General features: G+C 43.1%; 10 protein-coding genes. All 10 read right to left on the bottom strand.

From position 1 onward, the window contains the following. Nucleotides 1-27: 27 nt before the first annotated feature. The 10 genes from fadA to E0D70_RS01340 all read right to left on the bottom strand — a co-directional run bounded on the left by fadA (nucleotide 28) and on the right by E0D70_RS01340 (nucleotide 12,190). Complete coding sequence (gene fadA, locus E0D70_RS01385; RefSeq protein WP_133010467.1) at nucleotides 28-1,203, bottom strand: acetyl-CoA C-acyltransferase FadA; 1,176 nt, start codon at nucleotides 1,201-1,203, stop codon at nucleotides 28-30. 36 nt (nucleotides 1,204-1,239) lie between these two features. Next, nucleotides 1,240-3,390: a fatty acid oxidation complex subunit alpha FadB gene (gene fadB, locus E0D70_RS01380; RefSeq protein ID WP_133010466.1), complete on the bottom strand. Its 2,151-nt coding sequence runs from the start codon at nucleotides 3,388-3,390 to the stop codon at nucleotides 1,240-1,242. A gap of 98 nt (nucleotides 3,391-3,488) precedes the next feature. Continuing rightward, nucleotides 3,489-4,418, bottom strand: coding sequence for an electron transfer flavoprotein subunit alpha/FixB family protein (locus E0D70_RS01375; RefSeq protein ID WP_133010465.1), 930 nt, complete (start codon nucleotides 4,416-4,418; stop codon nucleotides 3,489-3,491). Then, entirely contained in the window at nucleotides 4,415-5,167 is a 753-nt protein-coding gene (locus tag E0D70_RS01370; protein ID WP_133010464.1) for an electron transfer flavoprotein subunit beta/FixA family protein, read from the bottom strand. Before E0D70_RS01370 ends, E0D70_RS01375 begins: the two co-directional genes overlap by 4 nt. A 399-nt stretch (nucleotides 5,168-5,566) precedes the next feature. Further along, nucleotides 5,567-6,322, bottom strand: coding sequence for an enoyl-CoA hydratase-related protein (locus E0D70_RS01365; RefSeq protein WP_133010463.1), 756 nt, complete (start codon nucleotides 6,320-6,322; stop codon nucleotides 5,567-5,569). Between the two features lie 3 nt (nucleotides 6,323-6,325). Next, the gene (locus tag E0D70_RS01360; protein ID WP_133010462.1) at nucleotides 6,326-6,880 is read right to left on the bottom strand and encodes a DUF2889 domain-containing protein; all 555 of its coding nucleotides are present in this window, start codon (nucleotides 6,878-6,880) and stop codon (nucleotides 6,326-6,328) included. A gap of 15 nt (nucleotides 6,881-6,895) precedes the next feature. Beyond that, complete coding sequence (locus E0D70_RS01355) at nucleotides 6,896-8,608, bottom strand: AMP-binding protein (protein ID WP_133010461.1); 1,713 nt, start codon at nucleotides 8,606-8,608, stop codon at nucleotides 6,896-6,898. A gap of 110 nt (nucleotides 8,609-8,718) precedes the next feature. After that, entirely contained in the window at nucleotides 8,719-9,033 is a 315-nt protein-coding gene (locus E0D70_RS01350) for an SCP2 sterol-binding domain-containing protein (protein WP_133010460.1), read from the bottom strand. 97 nt (nucleotides 9,034-9,130) lie between these two features. After that, nucleotides 9,131-10,936 (bottom strand): acyl-CoA dehydrogenase C-terminal domain-containing protein, encoded by a 1,806-nt coding sequence (locus E0D70_RS01345; RefSeq protein ID WP_133010459.1) that lies wholly within the window; start codon nucleotides 10,934-10,936, stop codon nucleotides 9,131-9,133. Between the two features lie 210 nt (nucleotides 10,937-11,146). Beyond that, nucleotides 11,147-12,190 carry a CobW family GTP-binding protein gene (locus E0D70_RS01340; RefSeq protein WP_133010458.1) on the bottom strand — a complete coding sequence of 348 codons (1,044 nt, stop codon included), beginning with the start codon at nucleotides 12,188-12,190 and terminating at the stop codon, nucleotides 11,147-11,149. Nucleotides 12,191-12,204 lie beyond the last annotated feature (14 nt).

Here is a 12,204-nt window from a genome sequence, read left to right as displayed (position 1 = left end):
TAGAGCGCGGGGGCACTCTATAACACATTAGATACGTTCAAACACCGTGGCGATACCCTGCCCCATGCCGATACACATAGTCGCTAGACCCATGGTGGCATCTTTGTCACGCATGACGTTAAGCAAGGTGGTAGAAATACGTGTGCCTGAGCAGCCAAGAGGGTGACCAAGAGCAATCGCACCACCGTTCAAATTCACTTTTTGATCAACCAGATCAATCAGTTTCAGATCATTCAGCACTGGAATAGATTGCGCGGCAAAAGCTTCGTTTAATTCCACAATATCAATATCGTCAATGGTTAAACCGGCACGTTTAAGCGCTTTCTTCGTTGCTGGTACAGGTCCGTAACCCATAATCGCTGGATCACAACCCGCAACCGCCATGCTACGTACACGCGCAATCGGCGTCAGGCCAAGTTCTTCGGCTTTTTTCGCAGACATCATCAACATCGCAGACGCACCATCGGATAGCGCAGAAGACGTACCTGCTGTTACCGTACCGACTTTTGGCATGAACACAGGTTTCAAAGCAGCAAGCGATTCCATCGAGGTTTCTGGACGAATCACTTCATCCACTTCTACCAAGATTTTATTGCCCACGGCATCGTGCCCTTCGATGGACACCAACTCATTATCAAAACGACCTTGTAAAGTCGCTTCGTGTGCCAAGCGATGAGAACGTACCGCAAAGGCGTCTTGTGCTTCACGACTCACGCCGTGCATTTTGCCCAGCATCTCAGCGGTTACACCCATCATCATGGACGCTTTCGCCATGTGCTTTGACAGTGCAGGGTTCACGTCGACACCATGCATCATGCCAACATGACCCATGTGTTCAACGCCGCCAACAACAAAGACATCACCTTGACCCGTCATAATCGCTTGTGCCGCTGTATGAATCGCTGACATGGACGAGCCACACAGACGGTTCACGGTTTGCGCCGCTGTGGTGATTGGTAAACCTGCCAATAAAGACACCGCACGCGCCATGTTAAAACCTTGCTCTAGGGTTTGGTTTACACAACCCCAAATTAGATCTTCTACGTCTTTAGGGTCAACATCTGGGTTACGCTTAAATAACGCTTTCACTAGTTCGGCAGACAAATTTTCGGCTCGAACATTACGAAACACACCATTTTTTGTTTTACCCATTGGTGAGCGAACTGCGTCGATAATCACGACATCATTTGGATTCAATTTCATCGATTTTCTCCTCTATCCTATTCTGACCTAGGGTAATTAATTGCCGTAGTAAGTTTCGTTGTTGGTCGCCATTTCACGCATTCTCGCGGTTGGCTCGTACAACTTACCTAACTGGCTGTATTTATCTGCAAGCTCACAAAATGCCTGCAGTCCCATTTGGTCTAGGTAGTGCAATGCACCGCCAAGGTATGGAGGGAAACCAATACCGTAGATCAATCCCATGTCGGCTTCTGCCGCAGACGCGACTATGTTTTCTTCCAAGCAACGCGCTGTTTCGATGCACAACGGAATCATCATACGAGCAATAATATCTTCTTCTGATAACTCAGAATGAGACTCTACTGTTGGTGCTAAGATATCCACTATGTCGGCATCAAAAACTTTTTTCGGTTTGCCTCTGCGATCTGGCTCGTAAGCATAGAAGCCTTTGCCATTTTTCTGACCAAAACGCTCTAACTTAAACAAGCAATCTACCGCATTCACGCCGTCATGCTTCATACGATCTGGGAAGCCTTCTGCCATCACTTGATCCGCATGAAAGGCCGTATCAACACCCACAACATCCAACAAGTAAGCCGGACCCATTGGCCAACCAAAACGCTCCATGGTTTTATCCACAAGTTGGAAATCTGCGCCTTCTTTCATCATCAAAGAGAAGCCAGCAAAATAAGGGAATAATACACGGTTGACCAAGAAACCAGGGCAATCATTGACCACGATTGGCGTTTTACCCATTGCTTGTGCGTACGCAACGGTTTTGGCAATTGCTGCATCGCTGGATTTCTCACCACGAATAACTTCAACCAAAGGCATACGATGCACAGGGTTAAAGAAGTGCATACCACAGAAGTTTTCTGGGCGTTTTAGATCTTTTGCCAATTCAGTAATCGAAATAGTCGAGGTGTTAGATGCTAAAATAGCGTCTTCTGAAATGTGTTTTTCCGTTTCTGCTAACACGGCTTTTTTGACATTGACGTTCTCTACGACCGCTTCAACAATAAGGTCTACATGACCGAATTCACCGTAACTCAAGGCAGGCGTAATGCCATTCATGGCTTTCAATGCTTTCGCCGGCGTCAAACGACCACGTTCGATTTGTCCGTTCAGCAGTTTATTCGCTTCGCTCAAGCCAAGCTCTAAGGCTTCTTGGCGAATATCTTTCATAATAATAGGCGTGCCTTTCGACGCTGATTGATACGCCACACCGCCGCCCATAATACCCGCACCTAATACCGCCGCTTGTTTCACTGGCGTCGCGTTTTTAGCGTATTTACTGGCACTTTTCTTAATGGCTTGATCGCTCAAGAATAAGTTAACCAAGGATTCTGCCACTGGACCTTTTGCCAGCTTAACAAAACCTTTAATCTCTGTTTCGATTGCCTTGTCTATCTCTTGGCTAATGCCTTTTTCGATAGTTTTAATGGCCGCCATTGGCGCAGGATAATGTTTGCCTGCTTTCGCACCCACCACACCACGAACGGATTCAAACACCATCATTTTTTCGATTGGTGAAAATTGCATTGGCGCGCGTAATTCTTGTCGACGCTGGCGATAATTCAGTTTTCCATCTAATACTTGCTGCATTAAATGACGAGCTGATTCTTGCACTTTATCCGCTGGAACGACGGCATCAACTGCACCGTCTTTTAACGCATCGGCACTGCGTTTTTGCGCACCACTACAGATCCATTCACAAGCATTATCAGGACCAATTAATCGAGGAAGGCGTACCGTACCGCCCCAACCTGGATAAATACCAAGCTGAGTTTCAGGAAGACCTATTTTAGCGGTCTCCGCCATAACACGGTAATCACATGCCAAACAAAGCTCCATTCCACCACCAAGAGCGATACCATTAATGGCCGCTACCGTTGGGCAACATAAGTTTGATATGTCATTAAAAATACTATGCGCATGGCGTAGCTTGTCGGTTAGTTCTTCATTCTCCAGTTTAAACCAAGATGTAAACTCAGTAATATCTGCCCCCACCACAAAAACATTTTTTGCGCTGGCAAAGATAACCCCTTGTAAATCATCAGTATGTTTAAGAATAGAAATGGCTTCAGCCAATTCATTCAACGTCAAACTGTTAAACTTATTGACCGATTCGCCCACCAAATCCAGTGTAACTGTTGCTACACCGGTGTCGTCCATTGCGACTTTTACGGCTTGCCCTTCGAATATCATGCTGGTCTCCATTTGTTTTTATTGTGATTGCAGTGGCATTTAAAAAGCCACTGCAAACCAGTACTAAGAATCATGCTCTTCACAGTTGAGCTGACAGTTTAAAGACTACTTTCTAACTCTGGGATAGCATCGAATAAATCTGCAACCAACCCATAGTCGGCAACTTGAAAAATAGGGGCGTCTTCGTCTTTATTAATTGCGACAATGACTTTTGATCCCTTCATTCCTGCCAAATGCTGGATAGCCCCAGAAATGCCTACGGCAATATATAAATCCGGTGCTACGGTTTTACCGGTTTGACCGACTTGCAAATCATTTGGTACAAAACCTGCGTCAACCGCCGCTCGAGAAGCACCAATTGCCGCCCCTAGCTTATCCGCTACACCTTCAAGTAATTTGAAATTGTCGCCACTTCCCATACCACGGCCGCCAGAAATAATCACACTGGCTGACGTCAATTCTGGTCGATCTGATTCAGCTAATTGCTCACTCACAAAACGACTTTTATCTGCTGAAATAACCTGTGAAAGCACTTGGCGTTCTGCGCTGCCACCTTCTGCTGCTACTGCATCGAAACCAGTAATACGGACCGTTAATACTTTCACTGCATCCGTGGTTTTGACGGTAGCAATGGCATTACCTGCGTAAATAGGGCGAACGAACGTATCAGGTGACTCAACTTTAATCACATCGGATAGCTGAGAAACATTCAACAAGGCAGCAACGCGAGGCATGGTGTTTTTGCCTGTAGTGGTTGCTGGCGCCGCAATATGGCTATACTCAGCGGCCACATCAACGATCAGCTTAGAAATATTCTCAGCAAGCTGGTGCTCATACACTTCATTATCTGCAATCAATACCTTAGTCACACCCGCTACTTTTGCAGCTTGTTCAACCACGGTCTGACATTCAAAGCCTGCTATTAATACATGTACATCAGCATCAATTTGTGTGGCTGCCATCACTGTATTTAACGTCGCTGGCTTTAATGACTTATTATCATGTTCCGCTATAACTAAAACGCTCATGAGATCACCTTCGCTTCGTTTTTAAGTTTTTCAACCAGTTCCGCAACTGAACCAACTTTAATACCACCTGCTCGCTCTGGCGGTGGTGTCACAGAAACAACACTCACGTTACAACCCACTTCTACACCAAGATCACTCAGTGTTTTCACATCTAATGGTTTTCTTTTTGCTTTCATGATGTTTGGTAAAGAGGCAAAGCGTGGTTCATTCAAACGTAGATCCGTAGTCACAACCGCTGGTAATGTCACGCACAAGGTTTGTAAGCCACCATCTGTTTCACGAGTCACTTTCGCTTCGCCATTTTCAATAATCACTTCAGAGGCAAACGTTGCTTGTGGATAATCTAGTAAAGCCGCTACCATTTGACCCGTTTGATTATTATCTGAATCAATAGATTGCTTACCAAGAATGATAAGATCTGCAGCTTCTTCTTTTGCTACTGCCGCTAATAACTTAGCCACGGATAGAGAATCAAGACCGTCTTCTGCTTCTACTTGAATCGCTCGATCTGCACCTAACGCTAATGCGGTACGCAAAGTTTCTTGGCAAGATTTAGAGCCAACAGAAACCACCACGACTTCATCAGCAACACCTTTCTCTTTTAGACGAATCGCTTCTTCTACTGCGATTTCACAGAAAGGGTTCATAGACATTTTTACATTGGTAAGATCAACGGCTGAATGATCAGCTTTGACACGGACTTTAACGTTGTAGTCAATAACCCGTTTTACGGATACTAATATTTTCATAAGCTCCTCATGTTTCTCATTAAGCTCTGTCATTTAAGTTCAACTGATTCCAATCATCAGTTTAATTCTGTTTACGTACCTTTCTGAACAAACGCGGTACGTCACTTGTTTACCAATACCCTAATACTAGTTTGCAGGCGATTTTCATCAATAACAAAAAAGCCTCAGTTAACTAACAAAAAAAATCACAAAAAAGAAAAATGGTTAATTCTTCGACATAACTGACACAATCTTTAAGCTAAACAGACTTAACGTCTTGTTAGGAATAAGGCATTCATTTAAAGACAATATTGCAATTTCAACACAGAGCTTTAAGGACGGGACAAACCAAACAAAAAAGCCCTATCAAAATAGATAAGGCTTTTAAAAAAAAATTCCAGTGAGGACATCAATTAAATGCTAACTTTTACCTCGTGATAAGAAAGCCATAAAAGCATCTCGAGCCTCTTGAGATCGCAATCTATCTTTAAAAATTCGGCCTTCACGCATCAGTGCCATTTGTACATCATCTTGGGCCCGATACTTCAATAAGTCTTTGCTTAAAGTTACCGCCTCTACAGGTAATGCCGCAATTTTGTTGGCATAAAGCAAAGCCAAATCAAATGCTTCACCAGGCTCACAAAGATGATTAACCATGCCTATATCTAGCGCTTCTTGCCCATAAAAACCTTCTCCTAAAATGAGTTTTTCAAAAGCTTTTTGGTGCCCTACGAGAAGAGGTAATAAGTGACTTGAGGCCGCTTCTGGTACTAAGCCTAATTGCACAAAAGGGAATTGGAAGCGACTATTACGAGCAGCCAACACCATATCGCAATGCAGTAATAAAGTAGCGCCAATGCCGATCGCTTGCCCTTCAACACCAGCAACTAAAGGTTTTTTATAGCTACTGAGTATTTGTAAAAAAGCCATAACGGATGACATTTTCTCTGGATTCTGAGCTATTTGCACAAATTCGTTAATATCATTACCAGACGAAAAATTTAAACCTTCCCCATGAATCAAAGTCACCTTAATCGAATCATCCAACTCAGCTTTATGCAATGCATCACATAAAGTTTGATACATATCGATGGTGACTGCATTCTTCTTATTCGATCGGTTTAGACATAATACCTGTATACCAGACTCAATATGTTCTCTAACAAATTCGCTCACAACTTACTCCTTATCAGGCAGTTGAATAATTTGCTCTTTAACTAATTTTTGTACCATAGGGCCATCTTCTGACCAACCATGACAAGTATTCACTAAGGTTAGTAGTGTTGCAGGCACCTGCTCTGGATACTTTTTCCCAAGTGGCTGCCACATGGCTTGGAAGGCGGTTGTCGCGGCAACAGGAAGCAACTCTAAGACATGAGTACAACCAACATTACCTTCAAATGTTTTCTTTAGCCAACGGCTCCAGCCTGGTCCAATACGCGTCCCCTTTATTTTTTCGAAACTCGGAACTGCCCCACTACAAGATGGAAATGGAAAAGCGGCCATCTCCACCTCAATGGCGTGAATTAAAAAACGATCATCTACTGTGAGCTTAACGCTGATATCATGAAATGAAGTACCTTCTGGCACTAGGCTCCCATCATATTCGCGATAAACATCATAAGGTTTCAAATCTTTCATGTGAGCTTCGATATCCCAAAGCCCATCATCACGCAAATAGGCATCTGACTCTATTCGACGCCGGTGCATTAGCTTTCGATTTGACTGCGACATAATCTGCCCCTTTGATTAAGCTCGCTCATCTCGTAAAGCTCGACGCAACACTTTACCCACATTGGTTTTCGGCAATTCTTGACGAATTTCAACGTATTTTGGCACTTTATAAGCGGCTAAATTTTCTTTGCAGTAGAGTCGAAGCTCTTTTATGTCTAAAGTATTTAGTGTTCCTTTCAATACAATAAAGGCTTTTACAGCCTCTCCGGTTTTATCGTCAGGTACGCCAATCGCAGCCGACTCTAAAATATCTAGATGACCAGATAAACACTCTTCCACTTCCGTTGGGTAAACATTAAAACCAGACACAATAATCATATCTTTAGCACGATCTACAATCTGCAAATAGCCATCAGGATGCTGCATCGCAATATCACCCGTCATCAAAAACCCGTCCGGTGTCATGACTTCTGCAGTGGCTTCTGGTCGCTGCCAATAGCCTTTCATGACTTGTGGGCCTCGAACACACAACATGCCAGACTCTCCTTGTGGCAATTCATTACCTGCTTCGTCTTGGATTTTGATATCTGTTTCGGCTACAGGCAAACCAATCGTTCCAATACGCTCTTTTCCATATGGATTAAACGACACAACAGGAGATGTCTCGGTTAAACCATAACCCTCTACAACTGTACAGCCGGTAACGTCTTTCCAACGATTGGCTGCGGCGTGTGTCAATGGCATACCACCGGAACACGTTATTTTAAGAGCAGAAAAGTCCAATTTGGAAAATTCAGGGTTGTTACATAAACCAACAAAAAGCGTATTCAAACCAACAAAACCAGTGAACTTCCACTTTTTCAATTCTTTAATAAACCCTGGAATATCCCGTGGATTTGGGATCAAAACAGAATGTCCTCCCGCCTCGATCATGGTTAATCCATGAATTAAAAAACCGTAAATATGATAGAGAGGTAAAGGGGCAACAAAAACCTCGGAGCCCTTTTCCAAAACATCGCTCAATCTGAAACTAAGTTGATGCATATTTGACAACAAATTCGCATGCGTCAACATAGCCCCTTTCGCCACTCCGGTGGTGCCACCGGTGTATTGTAAAACAGCAATATCTACAGGGGTCGACTTAAAAGGGATCGCCGCTTTACTCGCCCCTTTTGCTAAGGCTTGATTCAAAGAAATAGCTTGTGGCAAATGATAGGCTGGGACTAATTTTTTTACATACTTAACAATACCATTAATCAACAAACGCTTTGGCGCGCTGTGAAAATCTGCAATTTCCGTAATGATAAGATGCTTGATAGACGTTTTATGAATGATTTTTTCGACTTCGCTCGCCATATTGGCAAACACGACAAGCGCTTTCGCACCCGCATCGTTAAACTGATGTTCAAGTTCATGAGAGGTGTAAAGTGGATTGGTATTAACCACTATCATACCGGCTTTTATTGCACCAAAAACCACCACGGGATACTGAACCACGTTGGGTAATTGCACAGCAATACGATCACCTGGCTTTAAGTCTGTATGATTTTGCAAATATGAAGCGAACTGATCAGATTTGCTCGCCAAATCACGGTAAGAAATAGTACAACCCACACTAGTGAAAGCAGGCTTATCCGTGTATTTTTTACATGAAGCATCTAACACATTCATTACAGATGTGTAGTGATTAGGATTAAGAGACTCTGGAATGTAGGTTCCAGGTTGCTTGGACTCTAGAGACTCTGCTCCAGACTCATTAGACGTAGTTGATACATTGTCCGTCAGCATTGATTACTCCAGTTATTTTTTTTGTTAGGAGAATTAAGCATCATCTAAAACACCCGAGCGCAAAAACGACACTCGGGCTATGACTATTTTGAAGTGCTCATTTTATATTGTTATTGAGGGAATATTTCCGTCAATTTAGTGGCCAACATAATATCTCCTTCAGCACGAATTTTACCCTGCATAAAAGCAGCCATGCCATCTAATTCCCCAGACATTACACTTTTTAACGTATCTAAATCCATATTCAGTGTAACGGTTGGATCGTCATGATCACCTTCGCCTAACGTGCACGTACCATCATCAATGGTCAGATGATAGCCAGCCCCTTCTTCCATATCAAATTGAAAAACGGCGTCCAGACCATCTGCCTGATCTGCATCAAAACGCGCTACCATATCATCAAAAACAGCTTTAGCTTCGCTCATAAATCCATCCTTTCATTCTAATCTTGTCTATTTCAAGATGCCCACCCAAAAGACGGTGAGCACCTTTCTTATTTATTCGTTACTTATCATCAGTAATTTAAGCATTCAGAAAAAGAAAATCATCTTCATCCATTGCTAGTAAATTACCTGCACCTGACAGCATCGCTTCTGCATGAGCTCGGGTACGTGGCAACAAACGCTCATAATAGAAAGTCGCTGTTTGCAGTTTCGCCGTATAAAAACCTTTCTCGTCAGAACCTTCATCCAGTTTTGTTTGTGCGGTAACCGCCATGCGTGCCCAGAAATAAGCCAACACAACATAACCTGAAAACATCAGATAATCGACAGATGCAGCACCAACTTCATCTTTATTACGCATCGCCTTCATACCAATTTTCATGGTGAGGTCACCCCATTCGCCATTTACTTTATCTAAAGCAGAAATGTACGATTTAAAGCGTTTATCCCCTTTATTCTCTTTACAGAATTTATGAATAATTTTAGTAAAGCGTCGTAGTGTCGCTCCTTGTGTCATTAGTACTTTTCGGCCTAATAAGTCCAAAGCTTGAATACCAGTCGTACCTTCATACAACATAGCAATACGACAATCTCGAACGTTTTGTTCCATTCCCCATTCTGCAATATAACCATGACCACCAAACACTTGAAGACCTTGGTTGGCTGCTTCAAAACCTGTTTCGGTTAAGAAAGCTTTGGCGATTGGCGTAAGGAGAGACATTAATTCATCGGCTTCTGCTTTTTCATCATCATTACCGTGCTTGGTTTTATCCACCAATAACGAACAATAATGGATCATGGCACGACCGCCTTCAGCAAAGGCTTTTTGTGTCAGTAGCATACGACGTACATCAGGATGAACGATAATCGCATCGGCGGCTTTATCAGGCGTTTTTGCACCAGATAAAGAACGCATTTGTAAACGATCTTTCGCGTAAGCGACTGAGTTTTGCAATGCCCATTCAGAATGAGCAAGACCTTGCAGTGCTGTACCAAGACGCGCCGTATTCATAAAAGTAAACATACAGTTCAGGCCGCGGTTTGGCTGTCCGATTAGGAAACCCTTAGCACCGTCGAAGTTCATCACACAGGTAGCATTACCATGAATACCCATTTTATGTTCAATGGAACCACAAGCTACTTGGTTACGATCACCCATGTCTCCGGCTTCTGTTACATTGAATTTTGGAACGATGAAAAGAGAAATACCTTTAGTGCCTGCTGGCGCATCAGGAAGTCGAGCCAATACGATATGGACGATATTTTCCGCCATATCATGTTCACCCGCAGAAATAAAAATCTTCGTACCAGTTAATGAATAACTGCCATCCGCTTGTGGCTCGGCTTTGGTTTTCAGCATACCCAAATCCGTACCGCAATGAGATTCTGTAAGGCACATGGTGCCAGTCCACTCACCAGAGACAAGCTTGGTTAGATACGTTTGCTTTTGTTCATCAGTCCCATGTTGCTCGATGGTATTCATCGCACCATGGCTCAAACCTGGGTACATACCCCAAGACCAATTTGCTGTCGCAACCATTTCAGTAACCATCATACCCAGAGAGTCAGGAAGACCTTGGCCACCTACCGCTTCAGGATGAGACAAAGAAGGCCAGCCGCCTTCAACATACTGTTTGTAAGCTTCTTTAAAGCCATCAGGTGTCGTAACAACACCATCGTTAAACTGACAACCTTGTTGATCTCCAACTCTATTAAGAGGAGACAGCACTCGCTCTGAAAATTTGGCGCCTTCTTCTAGAATGGCAGACACCATATCTGGCGTCGCTTCTTCTCCACCAGGCAATGTCGAATAATGACTATGGATATCCAACAGCTCTTCGGTGACAAATTTAATATCGCGTAAGGGTGCTTTATACTCAGGCATAACCTATTGACCTCTTCTTGTTTTTATCTTGCCTCGGTTTATGAAACAAACCCAGTTCTATGGTTGAAAGAGTCGTCCATAAGCGAGTTTCTCTCAATAACAAAAGACACCAAGATTAATGACAAAATTAATCACTAGCATTTTCCGCTTAATATTAAGCATAAAAAACCAAAGACATTAAAAGAAGATTTACCGGCATATTAGAAGGAATTAATCGATTTTAGAAACAAAATCTAACACATTCCGCACCCAAAGCTCATCATCAAGACCGATCACCTCAAAGCGACTATCTTGCTGCCAAACTGACACTTTCACAGACAATTCACCACGAGATCCATTTATAAAAAGCGCTTGCCCAGAATCTAAGACAAAAACCCCCTTCATTCGATAAATATCACACAGAGAAATCAGAGCATTTAAACCGACACGCAATAAGGACTCATCAAATACACATTCCCGTTGCCACTGCCATCCGATGACTTTCATACCATCTTGCTGTTTTAAATAATGTGCAGTGAGAATATCTGCTTGTTCGTGGTGTTCGTGGTGTTCGTGGTGTTCGTGGTGTTCGTGGTGTTCGTGGTGTTCGTGGTGTTCATGAGTATGAGACTTCGTCTCGACATTATTTACTTCTGAAGACGAGACATTTCGATGGAGATGAGGGTCTAAATTCACACCTAATAACGACATAGGGTCTGTGATTAGAACTCGTTCAGAATCAATCAAACGTAACTGACAATAGTCTTTTAAATTATCAATATCAGCCCGTTGATATGACGATACATGGCTGGCAACAATGGTGTCAGCGCAATCAATTTGATCGTTAAAAGTGACATGCTGTGTATAACGATTATCCGACAAATTACGCGCATCAAGCACACAAAACACACCAGTAACCAAAAGTACATCTTGGTACTGTCGCGCTTTTAAAGAGTCAATAATTTGCTTAGGATGACCCAACCCAGAGGGCTCAATAATAATTCGATCTGGGTTTTGTTGCCGTATCAATTGGTTTAATCCCTGCGCAAACGCCGCTGACGTCGTACAGCAAACGCAACCGCCTGGAACTTCTTTGATGGCAACACCCGTATCAGAAAGTAAAGCCCCATCTAGACCAATATCACCAAACTCATTAACCAGCACCGCCCACCGTTCATAAGGGGGCGCCTGAGCCAATAAATCACGAATCAAGGTGGTTTTACCCGCGCCTAAAAAACCAGTAATCAGGGTGACTTTAATACCTTGATATCGCATTTTTACTCCTACAA

The organism is Marinomonas flavescens (assembly GCF_004352835.1).
In the GTDB taxonomy this organism is placed as follows: domain Bacteria; phylum Pseudomonadota; class Gammaproteobacteria; order Pseudomonadales; family Marinomonadaceae; genus Marinomonas; species Marinomonas flavescens.
Note: the sequence above shows the minus strand (reverse complement) of the source record. Positions and strands in the feature narration are given on the sequence as shown.

Bases quoted from the DNA above. Each gene is read 5' to 3' on its own strand.
- E0D70_RS01355 (WP_133010461.1), bottom strand. From the start codon at position 8,608: ATGCTGACGGACAATGTATCAACTACGTCTAATGAGTCTGGAGCAGAG.
- E0D70_RS01340 (WP_133010458.1), bottom strand. From the start codon at position 12,190: ATGCGATATCAAGGTATTAAAGTCACCCTGATTACTGGTTTTTTAGGC.
- fadB (WP_133010466.1), bottom strand. From the start codon at position 3,390: ATGATATTCGAAGGGCAAGCCGTAAAAGTCGCAATGGACGACACCGGT.
- E0D70_RS01350 (WP_133010460.1), bottom strand. From the start codon at position 9,033: ATGAGCGAAGCTAAAGCTGTTTTTGATGATATGGTAGCGCGTTTTGAT.
- E0D70_RS01360 (WP_133010462.1), bottom strand. From the start codon at position 6,880: ATGTCGCAGTCAAATCGAAAGCTAATGCACCGGCGTCGAATAGAGTCA.
- E0D70_RS01375 (WP_133010465.1), bottom strand. From the start codon at position 4,418: ATGAGCGTTTTAGTTATAGCGGAACATGATAATAAGTCATTAAAGCCA.
- fadA (WP_133010467.1), bottom strand. From the start codon at position 1,203: ATGAAATTGAATCCAAATGATGTCGTGATTATCGACGCAGTTCGCTCA.
- E0D70_RS01345 (WP_133010459.1), bottom strand. From the start codon at position 10,936: ATGCCTGAGTATAAAGCACCCTTACGCGATATTAAATTTGTCACCGAA.
- E0D70_RS01370 (WP_133010464.1), bottom strand. From the start codon at position 5,167: ATGAAAATATTAGTATCCGTAAAACGGGTTATTGACTACAACGTTAAA.